General features: G+C 68.2%; 14 protein-coding genes. 6 read left to right on the top strand and 8 right to left on the bottom strand.

Annotated features, from left to right (window positions below):
• Positions 1–66: 66 nt before the first annotated feature.
• Positions 67–948, top strand: coding sequence for an aminoglycoside phosphotransferase family protein (locus ABZS40_RS11155; protein WP_354943157.1), 882 nt, complete (start codon positions 67–69; stop codon positions 946–948).
• 42 nt (positions 949–990) lie between these two features.
• On the opposite strand, the gene ABZS40_RS11150 is transcribed toward ABZS40_RS11155, so the two are convergent.
• The 3 genes from ABZS40_RS11150 to ABZS40_RS11140 form a co-directional block, all read right to left on the bottom strand.
• On the bottom strand, positions 991–1,800 hold the full coding sequence (locus ABZS40_RS11150) for a DNA-formamidopyrimidine glycosylase family protein (protein WP_354943156.1): 810 nt from the start codon (positions 1,798–1,800) through the stop codon (positions 991–993).
• A 128-nt stretch (positions 1,801–1,928) separates the two neighbouring features.
• Positions 1,929–2,129 (bottom strand): DUF397 domain-containing protein, encoded by a 201-nt coding sequence (locus ABZS40_RS11145; protein ID WP_354943155.1) that lies wholly within the window; start codon positions 2,127–2,129, stop codon positions 1,929–1,931.
• A complete protein-coding gene (locus ABZS40_RS11140; protein WP_354943154.1) occupies positions 2,122–3,009 on the bottom strand; it encodes a helix-turn-helix transcriptional regulator in 888 nt (295 codons plus the stop codon). The genes ABZS40_RS11145 and ABZS40_RS11140 overlap by 8 nt, the downstream gene beginning before the upstream one ends.
• Positions 3,010–3,266: 257 nt before the next feature.
• Here ABZS40_RS11140 and ABZS40_RS11135 point away from each other — a divergent pair, with 257 nt between their 5' ends.
• From ABZS40_RS11135 to rocD, 5 genes are all read left to right on the top strand, one after another.
• Positions 3,267–3,437 (top strand): hypothetical protein, encoded by a 171-nt coding sequence (locus tag ABZS40_RS11135; RefSeq protein ID WP_354943153.1) that lies wholly within the window; start codon positions 3,267–3,269, stop codon positions 3,435–3,437.
• On the top strand, positions 3,434–3,766 hold the full coding sequence (locus ABZS40_RS11130; protein ID WP_354943152.1) for a hypothetical protein: 333 nt from the start codon (positions 3,434–3,436) through the stop codon (positions 3,764–3,766). Before ABZS40_RS11135 ends, ABZS40_RS11130 begins: the two co-directional genes overlap by 4 nt.
• Positions 3,767–4,155: 389 nt before the next feature.
• Positions 4,156–5,076 (top strand): thrombospondin, encoded by a 921-nt coding sequence (locus tag ABZS40_RS11125; RefSeq protein ID WP_354943151.1) that lies wholly within the window; start codon positions 4,156–4,158, stop codon positions 5,074–5,076.
• A 490-nt stretch (positions 5,077–5,566) separates the two neighbouring features.
• Positions 5,567–6,382 carry a dimethylargininase gene (gene ddaH / locus ABZS40_RS11120; RefSeq protein ID WP_354943240.1) on the top strand — a complete coding sequence of 272 codons (816 nt, stop codon included), beginning with the start codon at positions 5,567–5,569 and terminating at the stop codon, positions 6,380–6,382.
• On the top strand, positions 6,382–7,596 hold the full coding sequence (rocD, locus tag ABZS40_RS11115) for an ornithine--oxo-acid transaminase (protein ID WP_354943239.1): 1,215 nt from the start codon (positions 6,382–6,384) through the stop codon (positions 7,594–7,596). Before ddaH ends, rocD begins: the two co-directional genes overlap by 1 nt.
• A 53-nt stretch (positions 7,597–7,649) precedes the next feature.
• Here the strand turns inward: rocD and ABZS40_RS11110 are convergent, their stop codons facing one another.
• The 5 genes from ABZS40_RS11110 to ABZS40_RS11090 form a co-directional block, all read right to left on the bottom strand.
• On the bottom strand, positions 7,650–8,804 hold the full coding sequence (locus tag ABZS40_RS11110) for an FHA domain-containing protein (protein WP_354943150.1): 1,155 nt from the start codon (positions 8,802–8,804) through the stop codon (positions 7,650–7,652).
• Positions 8,801–9,094 carry a 4a-hydroxytetrahydrobiopterin dehydratase gene (locus tag ABZS40_RS11105; protein WP_354943149.1) on the bottom strand — a complete coding sequence of 98 codons (294 nt, stop codon included), beginning with the start codon at positions 9,092–9,094 and terminating at the stop codon, positions 8,801–8,803. The genes ABZS40_RS11110 and ABZS40_RS11105 overlap by 4 nt, the downstream gene beginning before the upstream one ends.
• A 91-nt stretch (positions 9,095–9,185) precedes the next feature.
• Positions 9,186–9,509: a hypothetical protein gene (locus tag ABZS40_RS11100; RefSeq protein WP_354943148.1), complete on the bottom strand. Its 324-nt coding sequence runs from the start codon at positions 9,507–9,509 to the stop codon at positions 9,186–9,188.
• Between the two features lie 731 nt (positions 9,510–10,240).
• On the bottom strand, positions 10,241–10,813 hold the full coding sequence (locus ABZS40_RS11095) for a hypothetical protein (protein ID WP_354943147.1): 573 nt from the start codon (positions 10,811–10,813) through the stop codon (positions 10,241–10,243).
• Positions 10,814–10,855: 42 nt separating this feature from the next.
• Complete coding sequence (locus tag ABZS40_RS11090; protein ID WP_354943146.1) at positions 10,856–19,336, bottom strand: DNRLRE domain-containing protein; 8,481 nt, start codon at positions 19,334–19,336, stop codon at positions 10,856–10,858.
• Positions 19,337–19,517: the final 181 nt, after the last annotated feature.

Here is a 19,517-nt window from a genome sequence, read left to right as displayed (position 1 = left end):
AACGCCGTGGCCCGGCCGAACCACGGGACAGCCGACCCGGATCGCCACACGGCTCAGGAGGGCCCGATGGATCTCCCCGAAGGGCTCGACTGGGTACGCGGAACACCCGCCGGCCGCACCTGGCTGGCCGCACTCCCGACGTGGCTGATCGAGTGTGCCGAGCGGTGGTCGCTGCGGGTCGGTCCGCCCTTCCGGCAGGCGTACGCCTCACTGGCGCTCCCCGCCGACCTGCCCGACGGCACGGCGGCGGTGCTGAAGCTCCAGTACCCCGACGAGGAGAGCCGGCACGAGGCCGACGCGTTGGCCCACTGGGACGGCGACGCGGCGATCCGTCTGCTCGCCCACGACCCCGGGCGCCGGGCCCTGCTGCTCGAACGCTGCCAGCCCGGCACCCCTCTGCACGACCTTCCGCTGGACCGGGCGCTGGACGCGGCGATCGGGCTACTCCCCCGGCTCTGGCGGCCAGCCGGCGCGCCGTTCACCCCGCTGGCGCAGGAGGCCGCGGGTTGGATCGACCGGATGCCCCGGGCCTGGGAACGGGCCGGCCGGCCGTACGAGCGGCGGCTGCTCGACGCCGCGCTCGACCTGCTCACGGGCCTGGCGTCGAGCCAGGGCGAGCAGGTGCTGGTCAATCAGGACCTGCACGCCGGCAACATTCTCGCCGCCGACGCGCTCGCCGACGACCGAGGGCCGTGGCTGGCCATCGACCCGAAGCCGCTGATCGGGGAGCGGGAGTTCTCGGTCGTGCCGATGGTGCGCGGCCCGGAGTTGGGCCACTCACCGACCGCCGTCCGGCACCGGCTGGACCGGCTCAGCACCGAACTGGGACTGGACCGGGAACGGGTCCGGGGTTGGACGATCGGACACACGCTGGCCTGGAGCCTCGCCGACGACATCGTCTTCCCCGAGAAGATCGAGGTGGTCCGTTGGCTCCTCGACGCCGATTGAGGTCAGGCTCGGCGATCACGAGGCGGGGGTGGGTAGGGCGGTTCAGGCGGCCTGGCAGGTGTGGCACCAGTACAGGTTGCGGCCGGCCAGCTCGCCGCGACTGACCTCGGTGCCGCAGACGTGGCAGGGCGCACCCGGGCGGCGGTAGACGTACACCTCGCCACCGTGCCGGTCCACCCGCGCCGGCCGGCCCATCGCCTCCGGCAGGTGCGCGTCGCGGACAGTGTCGATCCGGCCCTGCTCGACCGCGAGTCGCATCAGCCCGACCAGGTCCGCCCAGAGCGCGTCCCAGCCGATCCTGGTCAACTGTCGGCCGGGCATCGTGGGCGGCAGCCCTGCCCGGAACAGCGCCTCGGTCACGAAGATCAAGCCGGTGCCAGCCACCACCGACTGGTCCAGCAGCAGCGCGGCGAGAGGGGTGGGACTGCGGGCGATCCGGGCGTACGCCCGCTCCTGGTCGGCGTCGACGCGCAGCGGATCCGGCCCGAGGCGATCTCGCAGCGCTGCCACCTCGGGTGGGGTGAACAGCTCACAGGCCGTAGGCCCGCGCAGGTCGAGCCAGTGCCGGTCGCTGGCCAGCCGCAGCCGCACCTGCCCGACCGGCTCCGGCGGCTCCCCCGGCCCGTCGGTGAACTTGCCGTACAACCCAAGGTGTACGTGCAGGGTCAGCTCACCGGCGTAGTGGTGCAGCAGGTGCTTGCCGTACGCCTCGGTGCCGTCCAGCACCGTCCCGGAGAGCCGGGCGGCACCCTCGGCGAAGCGACCCTGTGGGCTCGCGGCGTGCAGCTTGTCCCCGGCGAACAGCTCGGCGTGCCGGGCCGCCAGGCGATGGATCGTGTGTCCCTCTGGCACAGGTGCCAAGGATAGCCAGCCCCGCCCGACCGGACCGCGCGCTGATCGGCTCGGACCTTCGCCGCGCTGATCGACTCGGGTTTCAGGAACCGGGGTGTTGCGAGCGGCGGGACACCCCGACGGGACCGTCAGCCCTGGCGCTGCCCCTTGACGCCGCTCACGAACGCTGCCCAGGTGGCTGGGGCGAAGGTCAGCGCCGGGCCGGTCGGATCCTTGCTGTCCCGTACGCCCACCACGCCGGGGAGGTTGTCGGCCACCTCGACGCAGTCACCGCCGCTCCCGCCGCTGCGGGTGCTCTTGCGCCAGGTGGTGCCGGCAAGGTCAGTCATGATGCTCCTCGATGATCGAAGTAATCATTTTCTCTGATTCTGCCTCACCCGACGCGAGCGCTTCCAGGTCCGACCAGACATGTTCGTAGGCAGACACCTCGGCCGGCTTGTCCAGATACAGCGCTCCGGTGATGTTCTCGACGTAGACGGTGGTCGGCTCGGTCGACGCCCTTCCAAACGCCTGCGGGAAGTCCAGCAGGACGAAGGTGCCGCTCTCGCTGGCCAGCGGCGGACCGGCGGCGAGCGGCAACACCCGCAGACTCACGTTCGGCAGCGCGGCCACGTCGAGCAGATGTCGCAACTGCTGAGCCATCGCCCGCCGGTCGGGGATCGTGCGCCGCAGCACGGCCTCGCTCAGGACGACCCGCACTGTGGGCGCGGTGGGTAGCCGGCGTACGAGGATGCCCTGTCGTTGCAGCCGCACCTCCACCAACTCTTCCCGATCCTCAGCGCGCATCGTCGGGTTCTTCCGGCGGAACAGCTCGCTGGCGTACTCCCGGGTTTGCAGAAGCCCGGGGATCAACTCTGAGTCGTATCGGCGAATCAGCGTGGCTGACGATTCCAGGCCGACGTACAGCGAGAACCACGACGGGACGACGTCACCATACGAATGCCACCAACCCCTGGCGCGAGTCTCCTTCGCAAGGGCGGCGACGATCTCCCCCAGGGCGTCGGCCACCCGGTAGAGAGCGCACATCGCTCGGGCATCCACCACCCGCACCGGGACCAACCCCTTCTCGATGCGCCACACCTTCTGCCGCGAGCAGTCCAGTGCTTCGGCCGCGGCGTCCAGCGTCACCGAGGCATCCTCGCGGAGCTGCGTGAGCAGCCGCCCGAGCTGCCGCCGAGGGACCGTGGACCCGCTTGTTTCATCCGCCATGCAACATCACCGCGCTCCTCCTGCAACACCGAATGTTTCCCCCAGCACGCATTTCCTTACCATTCCTCGTGCGTCGATATGGCCTGAGGTTAGGACGGGTGTGAGCGTTGCACAAGGTGGCCAGCGTGGAACATGCTGTCACGCATCAGCAACTCCCAGGAATGGCATCTGGAATGGCGTCGACAATAGCCCGCCGCCGCACGCGCGTGTATTAGCCGTGGGCCGGAGCGACGCAATTCTTCGGGAAGGACGTCACCGTGCGCGTGTCGTACAACGAATACCTCTTGGTCACCGCGCTGACCCTTGCCCGTCGGCACCGTCCGGTCTGGAGTTGGGCACGCTGGCGCACGGTGTGCCGTTGCGGCGTGGACCTGCCCTGCCGGGCCCGCCACCGCATCCCGATCAACCGCAGGCACTGGCCGACGTGACCGAACTGAAGCCCGGCGACCTGCTGCTGATCGGCGAGGCGTGCTCGGTGCAGTTCGCCGGCGACCGGGCGCTGCGCCTTCGACTGGTGAGCGTGGACCCGCGCCCGACCTACCACGGGTGGGTCTGGCTGACGGGATACGTACTGGACGACAAGGGCCTGGCCGTCGACAAGCGGGAGGTGTTCGTGCAACAGGCCGGGGTACGGGTGCTCCGCGCGGCACCCGCACCCCGAGCCCTCCGCCCCGCACCCGGGCAGGTCGCCCGCACCGGACAGGTCAGCGCCGGCCGCAGCCCCAACGGCGGGCAAATCGACATGGTCCGCCGCTGATCGACTCGGCTTCAAGGAAACCGGGGTGTCCAAGTAAGCGGGACACCGCGACTTCCAGGAAACTGAGTCGATCAAGGCCGGGGCGAGCGGGCCGGGCGAGGCAGGCCGGGGCGGGCTCGGGCCGGGGCGGGCTCAGGCCGGGGCGGGCTCAGGCCGGGGCGGGCTCGGGCCTGGGCGGGGATGAGCGGGGCGGGCCCGGGCGAGGGCGGGGATGAGCGGGGCGGGCCCGGGCGAGGGCGGGGATGAGGCCGGGGCCGCCGCTCAAGGCCGGTCTCGGCGGCCGTACCCAGGTTTGGTGTCAGGAAACGCCCAGGTGGGTATTTGAGGGGCGACACCGCGTGGGTGCCACCCTTTCCGTCGGCCACCACGCATTTATCAGGAGGTGTGTAGTGGTCAGGATTCCTTCGCTGTCCCGCCGGTCCGAGCCGGCGCCGACGCGGGACGAGAACCTCGACGGCCGCGTGGACGGCAGCGACACCCCGGTCACCGAGACCGCTCAGTCCGACGACAGCGCCGGCCGCCCGGTGGTCACCGACCGGGACGCCGACCAGACGACGTACCGCAGCGCCGGCGCGAGCGGCGGCCAGACCAGCGAGGCCGAGCGGCGAGCCAACGAGCGGGCGGCGGTGGCTCGAGCCGCCACCGCGCGGCCGGCGGACACCGAGCCCCGGGGCACCGCTCGCCCGGTCGCGCCCGAGCCCGTGAACGGCACGGCCCGCCCGGTCGCGCCCGAGCCGCTGAACAGCACGACCCGCCCGGTCACGCCCGAGCCCCGCACCGGCACCGCAAACAAGGTGGAGACCGAGTCCCGGCCCGTCGTCGCCCCGACCACGGCGCGCACCGCCGAGCGGGACGCCGACCTCGACAGCACCACCAGCCGGCCCGACACCACCGACCGGGTCACCACCGACCGGGACACCACCGACCGCCCGGTCGACCCGACCCCGGGCGTCAGCACGCCCGAGCCGCCGGTGACCCGTGGCCCGAAGCCGCGGGCCAGCCTGCTCGCCACCCTCGGCCTGATCGTGTCGGTCGTCGCGGCGATGTTCGTGCTGACCGGGACCCTGGCCGGGTACGGCATCGGGCTCGGCGCCTTCGGTGCGGTGCTGGCGGTGCTCGGCCTGATGGCCACCCGTCGGCGGCACGTCGCCGGCAAGACCGACGCGCTCTTCGGCGTGCTGATCGGGCTGGCCGCGGTCGTGATCGGAGTGCTCGCGATGACCGGCCAGTTCGACTGGCCGACCACCGACGGCGACTGGGTGTCGCGCTTCCGGGAGTGGCTTGACTCACAGTTTGTGGATCGTTTCTAGCGGGCACTGTTCCGCTCGCCGGTGATGCACCGGCGAACAGCCGGCGGTTCGCCGGCAGCCCGATCAGTCCGGTGGTTCACCGGCCGGGCGACACCCTTTCAGGGGCGGCGATTCGCCGCCCCTGAAGTGTTTCCGGGGCCCGGCCCGACGACAAGGCCGCCGGGTCAGCGACGCCCCGCCACCTTTGCTCTGCTTCACCACACGCAACACCGCATGTCCGGAATCCGGACGTTGGCTGTTGCGCCCGTTGAAGCAGAGCAAAGGCCGCGCAAGAGGCCTGCGGCAGGTGGCCCGGAACGCGAATGCCGCCCCAGGCAGCCTCTGACGCAACGATTAGCAGTCAAAGAGCGCGCAGACGCAACGAATCTTCGGTCTGCGCAAGTCTCAGTGGTGGATCCTGCCGCTGACGCCGCATACCGTTGAGCAACGGCGCCAGCCCGTGGGCCACGGTGGCCGGGCGCGCCCGACCCCTGGGAGCAGGACAATGACGATGGACGCCACCAGCCAGCGCCTGTTGATGTGCCGGCCGACGTACTTCGCCGTCGATTACGCGATCAACCCCTGGATGGACCCGAGCGCGCCGGTCGACGCCGCGCTGGCCGTCCGGCAGTGGGAGCAGCTGCGCCAGACGTACCTTGACCTGGGCCACACCGTCGAGGAGATCACTCCGGTGCCCGGCCTGCCGGACATGGTCTTCGCCGCCAACGGCGGCACCGTGATCGACGGTAAGGCGATGGCCGTGCAGTTCCGGGACCCGCAGCGCGCCGACGAGGCGCCGGCGTACCGGGCCTGGTTCGAGGCCGCCGGCTTCGAGATGTACGACCCGAAGCACGTCAACGAGGGCGAGGGCGACATCCTGCTGGCCGGTGACCACCTGCTGGCCGGCACCGGCTTCCGCACGGCACACGCCGCACACGCCCAACTGCAGGAGGTCTTCGGCTACCCGGTGATCACCATGCAGCTTGTCGACCCGCGCTTCTACCACCTGGACACCGCGTTGACAGTGCTTGACGAGCGGACCGTGGCGTACCTGCCGGAGGCGTTCTCCCCGGGCAGCCAGGCCGTGCTGCGCGGGCTGTTCCCCGATGCGGTGCACGCCACCATGGCCGACGCCGAGGTGCTGGGGCTGAACGCGGTCAGCGACGGGCGGCACGTGGTGCTGCCCGCGCAGGCCACCGACCTGGCCGCGGAGCTGCGCGACCGGGGCTACGAGACCATCGGGGTCGACCTGTCCGAGCTACGTAGGGCCGGCGGCGGACCGAAGTGCTGCACGCTGCGACTCCGTCAAGGAAAGGCAAGCAAGTGATCGTGGATGACAAGCTGCGTACGCCGGGAGCGGTCCGGGACGCCGAGCGCTGGACTGCGCACAACTACCACCCGCTGCCGGTGGTGATCTCGTCCGCCGAGGGCGCCTGGCTCACCGATGTGGACGGCCGCCGCTACCTGGACTGCCTGGCCGGCTACTCCGCGCTGAACTTCGGTCACCGGCACCCGCAGTTGATCGCCGCCGCGCACGCCCAACTGGACCGGCTGACGCTGACCAGCCGGGCTTTCATCCACGACCAGTTCGCCGACTTCTGCCGGGAGCTGGCCGAGTTGTGCGGCAAGGACCTCGTCCTGCCGATGAACACCGGCGCCGAGGCGGTGGAGACCGGGATCAAGGTGGCCCGCAAGTGGGGCTACCAGGTCAAGGGCGTGGCCGCCGGGCAGGCCAACATCGTGGTCGCCGAGGGCAACTTCCACGGGCGGACCACCACCATCGTGAGCTTCTCGACCGACGAGGACGCCCGCGCCGACTTCGGGCCGTACACCCCGGGGTTCACTGTCGTGCCGTACGGCGACCTGGACGCGCTGACCGCCGCGATCGACGAGAACACCGTCGCCGTGCTGCTGGAGCCGATCCAGGGTGAGCAGGGTGTGGTGGTGCCGCCGGAGGGCTACCTGCCGGGTGTACGCCAGGTCTGCACCGAGCGCAACGTGCTGTTCATCGCCGACGAGATCCAGTCGGGTCTGGGGCGTACCGGCGCGACCTTCGCCTGTGACCACGAGGGCGTCGTGCCGGACATGTACCTGCTCGGCAAGGCGCTCGGCGGCGGCATCGTGCCGGTCTCCGCGGTGGCCGCGAACGCCGACGTGCTCGGCGTGCTCAAGCCCGGCCAGCACGGCTCCACCTTCGGCGGCAACCCGCTCGCCTGCGCGGTGGCCATCGAGGTGGTCCGGCTGCTGGCGACCGGTGAGTTCCAGCGCCGCTCGGCCGAGCTGGGTGAGCGGCTGCGGGCCGGCCTGGAAGGGCTGGTCGGCAAGGGCCTCGTCGGGGTACGCGTCCGCGGCCTATGGGCCGGTCTGGACATCGACCCGGCGCTGATGAGCGGTCGGGAGGCGTGCGAGCGGCTCGCCGAGCGTGGTGTGCTCGCCAAGGACACCCACGGCTCCACCATCCGGCTCGCCCCGCCGCTGGTGATCACCGAGGAGGAGATCGACCTGGCGGTGACCCAGCTGGCCGAGGTGCTGGCCGGCTGACCCAGGAACGTGGTGAAAGGCGGGCGTCGGGGTTCCGGCGCCCGCCTTCCGCGTCAGGGACGGGGTAGGCGCATGGCCATCGTCGGGGCCTCGGCCATCACCGAGGTGGGCGTGAACGGTGCGCCGGTGGGCAACTCCTCGGCCCGACCGATCTGCACCCCCGGGTAAAGCTCCACCATGTCGTTCTCGCCCAGCACCCGGGACTGCTGAGGGGCCAGCGGGATCCGGTCCGACTCGGTCATCGAACCGGCCGGGCGGATGCCGGAGCCGTTGGTGCTGACGTCGGTCACGATGACCTCGCCGACCCGCAGCTCGAAGCTGACGTGACCACGGCTGATCCACCGCCGGGCCTCGTCGTTGAGCCACTGCCCGAGCATGATCCCGCCGTCCTGCTCGGGCGCCCGACCAGCCACGATCGGCTGCTCCTCGCTGAGCACGAACCGCCGTCGGACCAGGCCGCCGACGCGCACCGCGAGCACCTCGGTACGCGGACGCGGGCCGGCGTCACCGAGCCGTACGCCGTGCCGGGGGCAGGTCGGCACGCCGTTGCGCAGCGCGGGAGGCGGCTGCGCGGCGGGGCTGCGGTCGGCACCCCCGGCCAGGTCGGCGAACGCACCACCCCCACCACCGCCGCCGAACAGCGCGCAGCCCGACTCCGGGCAGCGCCACTGGCGGGCCAGCAGCTTGACGCCAGTCGGCGACCGTTTGCCGGCCACCGGCGAGTGCCCACCACCGACGTGCGCGATGAACACCGGCCCGCCGGCGCCCGGCACCGGCGCGACCACCCGACCGGGCTGTTCGACAAGCCACGGGAACCGACCGCGCAACCCGTCGAAGCGGACCCGGCTGAGCACCGGCAGACCGAGCAGGTCGGCGACCTCCAACATCCGGTCACCCGGGTTGTCGAGCACCTCGACGAGCCCGTCGTCGGCCCAGCGGCGGACCACCATCCGCTCGTTGGAGGTGAGGTCGGCGTCGGAGAGCAACGCCCGGTGCACCACCGCGTAGACCTGGACGCTGTCCTCCTCCAACTCGCGGGAGAGCGCGTCGATGACCATGCCGAGGCGGAGCAGGCTGGCCGGCCGGCCACCGTCGATATCCTGGTAGCGGATCACCTCGGCCAGGTCGATCACGGCTCGGGCCAGTGACGGGTCCGTGCAGACGCGACCCTCGATGGCGTCCAACACCTTGCTGATCTCAAATCTCATGCCGCACTCCGGACGATGTCGTCGATCCGCCCGGCCAGCTCGAAGTCCAGGTGGGTGACCCCACCGGCCGAGTGCGTGACACAGCGGAAGGTCAGGGTCCGCCATCGGATGTCGATGTCGGGATGGTGATCAAGCTCCTCGGCCACCGTCGCCACCCGGTCCACCACTGCGATGGCCGCCGGGAAACTGCCGAGCTGGATGGTACGACCGATGCCGGTCGGGTCACCCGACCAGTCGGGCAACCTGCTCAGCTCTTCTCGCACCGCGCCCGCGGTGAGCAGGTCTGCCATGACCAGACCCTACCGGTGGCGCGTCCGACGAGCCGGACGCGCCACCGGTCCGGATCAGTCCCTGACCGAACCGTCCCCAGGTCTCACTCCATCAATCGGTTAGCTGATCCTTGAGTCGTTCTGCATGGTCGTCCCAATCCGGGCCGAATGAGAGAAGATCCGCCGCCGCCTCTCGCAGAAGATCTGGGTCGTCCGGACGCTGGAGACAGGCGAGGCGGTACGCCAAATTGCGAGCCCATGGCGCCAGTGCCATCCAGTCATCTGCCAGAACCTCTCGCAACATCGCGACTATCTCGTTCGCCGACGCGAACGTCACCCGCTCGATGTAATCGCGCGCCACCTCAGGAATCTGTCGGGTGTCGGCATCATCGGTGGCACGAATAAGGTTTCTGGCTGCACCAATGAGCTTCGGCACGACTCTATACTCCCATTCTTGTCGCCACCTGCAGTTCCAATAAGCGGCCGCACGTAAGGCTCCATTGGGACACTCGGCAACTTTACCTTTAGGCCAAGTCGCTGGCACAACGGCTGCGCCTCCAGCAGAGTACAAGGCGCCCCATCGGAACAACCGACCGGGCGTCTTGCAATTTAGCCGGATTATTCAGACTAACAGCCAGCCGCCTCTGCCCGAGCAATATTCAGGTCAACATCGAGAGCACTTAGCCGAACGGGGTCACGCTGGTCGTCAACTACGACTACGTGGAGCACAGCACCAATACCGGGAACCCGGTCGCCCGATGACCAAGCGGGGTTCTTGGCGTTGTCAATCATGCCTCGGGTTCCATCTGAGAACTCAACTTCCATTCCCCATGGCCGAACCGTTATTACGGTCACGTCAAATTCTTGATGGAGAAAGATTTCCATGCCTGTCAGCCATTTCCCGTCAAGAGCCTAGTAATTTGCTAGAGGCATGGAGCGGGTTGGCTCGTTCAACAGCCTCGCACAGCGGGGAGGTGAATAGCGGAACAAAATCTCTATCTATCAGTATGTCAGCCTTCTCCATGAAAATGAACAAAAGGGCGCTTGCCGTGCCAGCTGCCCCTGGAGGCCATCGAGACAATCCACAAGTGCATACCAGTTACGGCACCGGCCTAGCGCCGCCGGGGAACACCCCGGCACCGCTAGGCCATCAGCACAAAGCCGTGATCAGTCAAGATCCGCCAGGGAAGATTCGATCAAATCGGAGATCGGCCTACAGGACGGCAGCGCAAGTGCCTCGACGAGGACCTGTCTGACTCGGGGAAGCATCTGCGCCGAATCCTTGCCACACATGAAGAGGATATCGACGCAACTGGCGTTTCCGCGCTCCCGCAGCTCCCGTTCGTACGTCTCGAACCCAACAGCCATACGTTGGATGCAATCGTGCGAAGAGACTGGGCCGACCCAGGCGGAGTCCACGTGGTCGTCGTAACCGCCTCCAATGGTCGCCAGCAGGTCGATGATCAAGGATCGCGAGACGGCCGGGGCGTCCACCAACCCGACCACCAGACATGACACCACAGCTGGGCAGCACTGAGACAGCCGCCCCTGAATGAGAGCCGTGTTGTCGATCTGCCAGTAGGCCCGATCGGCTGCAGCTTCGGTACCGGCGAACACTAGGTCAGTGATCGCAGACGGCAGGTCTACGGCCGAGCCTTTGAACGACTTCAGCGCCTGCCAGTCATGTCGAGCGAGCTCTGCCAACAATCGGCCCCGATCCGGGGCGGTCGGCACGGTCATCGCCGTCCGCCCCGGATCAACGTAGCCAACATCACGTCGAAATTAGTCATTCATCTTCAAAGGATCGGACTCAAATTGGGTGCCCGCACCTGGGAAGGCGCCTCTACCGAAACGTGCCTCGCAGAACAGGCAGACGGGCTGCTGGTTGAGCAACCTTGTGCGTTGAGTCAGGACCGCCGAGGTGAATCGGATATCCCCGGGGTTCCCACCGAGCGTGTTCGCCACACAGACCTCCGCACATCCACCCTTACCGGACCCGCCAGCAGCATACTCGCCGGTCTTCACGTTGTATCCAGCCGTGATTACGGTCGGCCGCTTTGACTGTGACATGCCACTCATGCCCTTTGCAAAGGTGTCCCGGGCCTGAATGGCAAGCCCTTCGAGCTGCGACGACGACGCCCCCGGGGCACGGTAGACACCGCTGGTTGCACAGTTGTGGACGAGTACCGGGCTGGTGCCGGCCACCACATAGTACGTGTGGATATCCTCGACGGTGAGGTTGTAGACCGCGACGCTCTGCGTCCAGTGCCGAGTCCCGACCACTGTCAGGGTCCGGCCATCCGGCGTTGCCACCTGGTCGCCGACGAGGAGCTGCCCGGCCTCGATCCACCGGTCCTCGTCGACCACCCAGAAGGGGTGTCCGTCGGTGGCCACGATGTCGGCGGTCGACTCTCCGGCGTCACCATCGACGTCGAGGGTGACGTCCACCAGGTCGCGGTGACCCTCGCCCCCGATGAGGCTGTGCACCGGCTTGGCCTCGGTCCTGCCGGTCTCCGGGTCGGTCGCCAACACCTCGTCGTCGAGGTTCACGTCCTCGATGGCCTTCGTGCTGCCGTCGGCCAGCAGCACCAGCGTGCCGGCCACAAAGCTGTTGGAGACGCAGTTCCGCGCGGCGTTGGCGGCGGCACCGCCCTTCGAGGCGCGGCTGGCCGCTCCGGCCTTTGCCGCGCTGCCGGCCCGGCCGGCGCCCTTGCCGGCGAACATGTCCACAGCGGCCACGGTCAGGTTGCCCGCGCACTCGGCACCCGACTTGTCGTCACCGCACCCGACCGACTGCTTCACCGAGTCACAGGCGGCCTTGTCGTTGTTGAAGCCGCAGTCACCGGCCTTGTCAAACTGCTCCCCGGCCGTCTTGGCCTTGCCGCGAAGGCTGTCGCAGGCCGCGTCGCTGTCGCCCGAGGAGCAGTCGTCCAGCTCGGCGTAGGTGTCCAGCGCGCCCTTCGCGGTGTCCTTCAGGCCACTGGCCACCGTTCCGGCGTAGTCCTTGAGGGCGTCCTTCGCCGTGTCGAGCCAGCCGTGACCGTCGAGTTCGACGTTCGAGATCGGGTTGCCGCCGGCGAAGGCGTACCGGTTGCCGGTGTACGGGTCGATCGCCAGCGACAGGTCGTTCAGCGCCCCGTTGTACGAGTCCCGGGTCAGGAACTGGTTGATGCCCGGGTCGTAGTCACGGAAGCCCATGTCGTACTTGCCGGTGGACTGGTCGTAACGCTTGGACTGGAAGCGGTACGAGTTGTAGGAAACCCGGTCCGGGTTGTCGGGGTTGCCCGCGTCCGGCTTGTCAGCTCCGGTGAACTGGCCACCGTCGTTCTTGCCGTAGGCGGTGTATCCGTACGTGGCTCGCCCGTCGCCCTTGTCGTCGGTGATCTGCTCGATGTCCGAGCCACCGTCGTACCCGGCGTACGAGTCCTCCTGGCTGTTGTCGGTGTTGGTCTTGACCTGCGACAGCAGCGAACCGCCAGGGCCACGCTGGTAGGACTTGACCACCTTCGTGCCTTCGAGCTCGGCAGAGATGTCCGAGCTGAGGCCGAGGTACGCGTAGGTGGTGGTCTTGCCGGCGTACGTCCGCTCGACCTGCCGGTCCAGCGGGTCATATTTGTAGGTGGTGGTCTTGTTGCCGGGGTTCTTGACGTTCGTGACGACGTGGTCGAAGCCGTCGTACGTGTAGCTCTCCAGCGTGGTGCTGTCGGCGGTCACCGTCTTGAGTCGACCGTAGGGGTCGTAGGCGTAGGTCGCGCTTACGCTCGCCCCACTCGTCGTCGCGGACTTCAGCCGATTCTTGTCGTAATCGAACGAGGTGGTGATGCCACCGACCGTCTGCGTGATGACGTTGCTGTTCGCGTCGTGCACGTAGCTCTCGGTCGTCGCGCCCGAACCGGTCTTGGTCACCGAACGGACCCGGTCCTGCGGGTCGTACGCGTACGTCGTCGTGGTATCCAGGTAGGACGTCCGGTTGTCAGCGTTCTGCTTGCGGGAGACGTCCTTCGACTTCTGCCCGTTCGCCGCGTACTCGTAGGTGTGCTGGTTGACCACAGTCCCGCCGGACTTCTTCTCGACCTGGCTCTGCACCGTGCCGTTGAGGAAGTAGGCGTTGGTGACGACGTTCCCGTTGCCCTTGGTCTCGGTGTCGGTCTGCCCCCGCTTGGTGTGGGTGTAGCGGGTGTACTTCGGCTTCGGGTCGGTCGGCGAGGTCAGGTTCTTGATCTCGGTCGCCAGATCGCGCTGGGGCTCGTAGGTGTACTCGGAGATCTGCGTGTCGTGCGTCCGGCGCTTGAGCAGGCCGTTGGGCTCGTAACCGAAGGTGGTGGTGTTCTTGACGGTGCCGGACTTCTTCTCCTCGACGCTGGCGACCTGGTTACGGGGGTCGTAGGAGATCACGTACGTGTCGATGGTGGCGCCGGCGCTGCTGTCCGACATCTTGGTCAGGTTGGCGTTGACGTCGTACTCGTAGCTGAAGCTCTTGCTCGGCGTGCCGGAGCCCGCGCCGTTGTCGGCCTGGGTCTTCTTCTTGCCGTCCGGGAAGTAGGTCCAGAGCTGCTCGCGAGGGCTTCCACTGGAACCGGTGACGGTGCGGGAGGTCTGCGCGCCGACCAGGTCGTACTTGTACGCCGTCTTGATGTTCCAGCCGGCGTCCTCGGAGGTACGCACCCACCCGGTGTCGAAGAAGGTCTGGACCGTGTCGTTGCGGGTGCTCTGCCCCTTTGACGGCGGTGCCGAGATCCGCTCCGAATTGCCGACCTTGTCGTAGGTGTAGATGGTGCTCGGAGGGGTCTTGAACTCTGAGTCGTCCCGGTCGTAGGGCTGCTGGACCTCGCGGACCCGGTTGAGCTTGTCGTAGAGGGTGACGGTGGTGAAGTCGTCGGGGTCGTCGGTGGTGTCCACGCCCCTCGGGCTGACCTGGGTCGTCCGGTTGCCCACCTCGTCGTAGCCGCTTCGGGTGGTGCGGTAGGTGATAGTGCCGTTGACCGAGACGTAGGGCACCTTCTGCGCGATCGGCGCAGAGCGCTCGTCGTAGTCGATCAGGGTCTTGTTGCCGTCCTGGTCGGTCGACGACGTCGTGTTGCCGTCCTTGTCGTACGTGACCGAGGTGGTGTAGCCCTTCGCGTCCACCGTGCTGGTCACCCGGTGATTGGCGTCGTAGTTGTACTTGGCTGTGTAGTCGGTCGAGTCGGACGTGGCCATCTTCCGCTGGTCGACCACGTTGATCACGTTGCCGACCGTGTCGTAGTCGACGTGCAGCCGGCCGTTCGCGGCGTCGGTGACGTCGGTCGGCTGGTTCAGCTCGTCGTAGACGTAGACGGTGGCGAAGTCGTTCGGGTCCGTCGTGGTCAGCATTCCCCGCGGTTCGGTGACCTTCGTGAGGTTGCCGACCGGGTCGTACTCGTACTTGGTCGTCGGCGCGTCGGAGGTGGAGGTGTCCTTGGCGGTGACGACAGTGGTGGACCGGTCCAGCGGGTCGTACGTGGCGGTGGTCACCGCGCCGGTGGCGGTGGTCTGCTGGTTGACGTTGTCGTTCTTGTCGTAGACCGGCGCCGGGGTGGTGGCGTACACGCCCGCGGCGCTGTCGACCGGCACCTTGCTGGTGGTCGGTCGGCCGAGGATGTCGTAGCCGTACGTCGACGTGTGCTGGTTCGCGTCGGTCACAGTGGTGACGGAACCGATCGCGGAGTACGTGTAGCTGGTGTCGTTCAGCAGCGCGTCGGTGATCGTCTTCGGGTATCCGTTGGCGTCGAAGCTCGCGTACTTGGTGACGCCGTCGTTCGCGTCGGTAGCGGTCAGCATCCGCCCGAACGAGTCGTACGAGTACAGCGTGGTGTAGTCACCCTCGGCCGCGGTTGCGGTGCCCTTGGGGTCGTTGACCGCCGTGACGTTGCCGACCCCGTCGTAGGCGAACTGCCAGTGCCGGCCCTCAGCCGAGTACTTGTCGGTGAGTTCGGCGGTGTGCCCGCTCAGGCCGAACCGGTAGTCCAGCCGGATGCCCGGGGTGTTGTTCTTGACCGCCTCCGCGTCCCTGACCTCAAGGGGCAGACCGGTGAACTGGTCGTAGCGCCAGGTCGAGACCGCGTTCTTGGCGTCCTCGAGCCGGACCACGTTGTTGTCAGCGTCCCAGCCCAGCAGAGTCACCTGGGCCTTGGCGTTGGAGATCCGGGTGCTGCGGCCGTACCCGTCGATCGTCGTCTCGGTCGCCCTGCCCTTGGGGTCGGTCACGGTGGTGACCACGCCCGCACTCGTCTCACCGTCCGGGTCCTGGTACTCGAACAGCGTCGACCTGTTCATCCGGTCGATCATCGAGTTGACCTTGCCCTGCTGGAACGCGTCGCCGGGGTCGTTGTAAGCGACCTTCGTGTTCGAGTTGCGCGGGTCGGTGACCTTGGTCAGTCGGGCGTTCTGCGCGCCCTGTGACTCGTCGTAGGCGTACCCGAATGTTTTGGCTTCTCCCGTGCCAGCGCCGTCGGTGACCTCTCGCAGCAGACCGGTGTCGCTGTAGACGAACGACATCGTCCGACCGCTCACGTCGGTGATCGTCTTCAGCTGGCCGATGATCCGCGAGTTCTGGAGGTTGGTCAGGGCCTGCCGGACACCGCCGACGAAGGCGGTGTAGCTGTCGCCCGGCTCGTAGTACTCCAGCGTCAACGTCTGCCGGTTGTCCGGATCGGTCAGGTAGCGCAGCACCGCGGTGTTCCGGTAACCGACCTGCTTGCGCTCATACGTGAAGCGCAGCTGGTTGCCGTTGCGGTCCCGGACGGCCATCTGGTAGCCCTGCTCGTCGAAGACGAACTGGCTGCGGTCCGGGCGGGTCATCGTCCAGGCCTCGGCGGTGTCACCGCTGCCGGTGCGTTGCAGGAAGAGGTGGACGCCCGACGGCTGGATGTACCGCCAGTCGGCCGGATTTCCGCTGCCGTGCTTGTCGAGGTTGAACAGGTGCGTGGTGCCGTCGCCGTCGGTCATCGCGACCTGTTGCGGCCACGTCGCGTCGCCACCCCGGAACTCCAGCGGCGAGCCGAGCCGGACCGCGCTGGATGTCGACAACGACCAGCCGAGGCCCGCCGACGAGGTGGAGGTGTCCTGGCTGTTGTAGGTCATCCGGACGAACGTGGTGACGCCGCGGCTCGGATTGTTGATCGGGTTGTAGCCGACCAGCGCGTTGCCGGAGAACTGGTTGACCAGAAGGGTGGCGCCGGCCCCCGTGCCACCGCCCGCGTACTGGTAGAACTTCTCCAGCCCGAGCTGGTCGGAGGTGGGGTCCTCCACGGCGACCGACTGGTCCAGCGGAGAGATCTGGGCGACCTCCGACAGCCACTTCCCACTGTTCTTGTTCCGCAGTTCCCACTTCAGCACGTACGGTTCGCGGCGATCGCCGTCACTGCCGGAGTTCGGAGCCTTGACCGTGGCGTTGATGGTGACCACACCGCCGGGCGCCTGCGCCGACGGCAGGGGCGTCTCGATCGGGTTGCCCGCGTTGGGGGCGTCCGGCCCGTCCTGAAGCGTCCAGTGGTACGACAGCACCCATTCCGACGGCGACCACACCGACGACGTGGTGTTGGTGACGGTGACCGGCACCAGATACTGGTCGCCCGGGACCATTCGGCCCGGCGTGTTCGGCGCGTGGTAGGTGCTGGCGCTGTTCGGCACGGTGTAGATGACCCGCAGCCGGGGCCGCAGCGACGGCTCGGCCGCCTCGGCGGAGAGGAACAGCATCCGCTGTTCCGCACCGGCCTCGTTGGCGAGCCGGATCTGCACGCCCTTGTTGTTGCTCGCGCTGTCCACCCAGCGTTGCACCAGCGGGCCGGCCTCCCAGTTGACCCAGCCCGGGTCGCCGTTGAGCGAGCCGACAGTGGACTGCACTGTCGACTCCACGTCGCCGCCCTGCGTGGTCCAGGCGATCCCGGACTGGGCGTTCTTCCACGTCGAGGTCGTCTCGCTGAAGTCGCGGGTCAGCCCGCGGAGCTGGAACTGCTGCTGGCCGGCGCCGTCGCCCTCGGTGTACCAGCCCCACAGGCCGACCTGCGCGTTGACGATCTTGGCCTGCGCGGGGAGCCCTGTGACGGTGGGGAACTTCATCACCACTCGGCTGGTGCCGTAGATCGAGCCCTTGTTGCCGACCTGAAGCTCGCCGCCGGCATCCAACTTGTCCCAGTTGTTGTCCGGCTTGGAGCTTGTCAACGTGTTGTCGTCCGCGCCGGTGAAGAACCTGATCACCTGGCCGGCCTTGGGCAGCCGCACCATCTGGGTCTGCGCCGGGATGACCGAGCCGTCCCGCAGCCGGGCGGCGACCATGTAGAAGTATGCCTCGCCGAACTGGGTCGACGAGTTCGCCGGGGTGGGCGTCGCGTGGGTGTCCGAGTACGTGGTGCGGCCCGGCCGGATCGGTGCGACCAGGGTGGACGCGTTCGGCATGAAGTTCTGCGTCGTGCTGGAGTGCACCTGGTACTCGACCAGGTCGTCATCGGGCGACGACGAGGGGTCGGTGTAGGACGACCAGGACAGGTCCGCGCCGGTGGCCCGAACATTTGTCACCGGATTCAGCGCGACTCCGGGCTTGCCCCAGGTGAGCAGCAACTTCGGGCCGTGGTCGTCCTCGCCACCGTAGGAGAAGTCGCCGGACTCGTACCGCGGGCCGCCGTTCTTGTTCGTCTCGTCCTTGCCCTTGACCATGAAGCCGTAGTTGGTCGCGGGGTTGTCGAGCCAGCCCTGCACCGTCGAGCGGACGCTGTAGCTGTGCCAGGCGTTGGTCTGGTGCAGCGGCTTGGTCACCTCGGCCCGCTTGACCAGCCGGACCGCGTCGGCCACGACCTTCTTGTTGGCCACGTCGCCGAGCACCACCTTGTGTGTGGTGCCCGCCTTGAACCCGTAGGTGCCGATCGACACCCAGTTCTGACTGCCGGAGCCGGTGGTCTGGTTGACCGTCTTGACCACCGAGCCGCCGTCGTAGAACACGGTGTAGGGCGCGTTGGTGGCGCGGTCGGAACCCGGCACGTAGTGCACGTACACCTCGTACTGACCATCCTCGGTCAGCCGTGGCACCCAGGTGAACGTCTGCCCGGTGGACGCGTCGGCGTTGTACCGGTACGCGCCGTTGTTCGCCTGGCTGCGGTCGGTGGCGGTGGCGCCGACCCACTCACCACTGGCCGACACCTTGGCGCCGTCCGCCTCGTCCACCTGCTCGCGGTTCTCCCCGACCTCGGCGAACTTGGTGTTCATGGTGCCCCACGTCGCTGTGGTCTCGTTCCAGGCCGCTGTCACCCGACGCGCCTCGAACGCCATCGAGGCGTCGTCGGCACCGCCGTGGGTCTGGTCGAAGTACATCTGCAACTGCGCGGAGTCCAGCACGGTGTTGGCCGGCACGTTGGACAGGTCGAACTTGGTCAGGGAACGGAAGGTGCCCCCCGTGGAAGCGCCGGCGGAGAGCTTCCAGGTGCTGTCGAAGTTCTCCGTCGGACCACCGGACGCGATCATCACGTCCTGGGCCTGACTCAACGTCGGCTGCACCTTGATCGTCGGGTCGATCACCACCGGGTACTTACGGGCCGGGTCGCGCAGCCACGCGTCGTCCGCCGCGACCGTTACCAGCGTGCGGCCGTCCTGCTGGCTGACCCGCTGGCTGACCTTGTAGCTCATCGCCTTGCCGACCACGGAGGTCGCGTCGTCGGCGCTGTCGTACATGTACGGCCGAGGCATCGTGAACAGCGCCGGACCCTGCCGGTCCGTTGCGAAGAACGACACCGAGCCGTCGGCCTGCGGCACCGCGCGGACCGAGTCGGTGTCCAAGGTGAACGTGTACGTGGCCGGCGCGCTCGGCGGGGCGGCCAGCACGATCTGCTCCTTGACCGCTGACGGCGTCACCTCGTAGACGAGGTCGGCGCCGTCGACGGCACCCGGGTAGGTGACCCGGGCGCCCTTCGCGGTCGGGCGCAGGGCACGCGGGCTGCCGGCGAGCCCGAGGGTCAGCCCGTGGTCGCCTGTCGAGTACGACAGCACGCGGTCACTGCGGTCGCCGAACCTGCTGACGAACGCGTTCTGGGTGGCGGCGTACGGATAGCCCGAGATGCCAGCGGCCGACACTGTCGGTTTGATGTCCTGCCAACGGCCCTTGCTGTCCCGGTAGTGGACCGGCTCACGACTGGCCTCCGCCTGCATCCGCCCGTCGGCCAGAAGGAAGACCTTGGTGCTCGCGGTGCGGCGGTCGGCGAGTTCGCGGACCCGGCGCACCGGCGGCATGGGCTTCGCGGAAGTCGGCTGGGCCACCGAGGGCAGCGCCTCCGACGGACCTGGCGGGGTGGGGGGCACGTCTCGGCCCTGCGGCGTCGGCGGGCGCAACACCGTGCCGGGCCGGGGCGCCGGATTGGCATCACCTGCCGGTTTTCCGTACGCCGGAGTGCCGGAAAACACCAGCACGACACCGGCCAATGCCGCAATAAGGCGGCGT

It is taken from the genome of Micromonospora sp. NPDC005324, from assembly GCF_040607155.1.
In the GTDB taxonomy this organism is placed as follows: Bacteria; Actinomycetota; Actinomycetes; order Mycobacteriales; family Micromonosporaceae; genus Micromonospora; species Micromonospora trifolii.
Note: the sequence above shows the minus strand (reverse complement) of the source record. Positions and strands in the feature narration are given on the sequence as shown.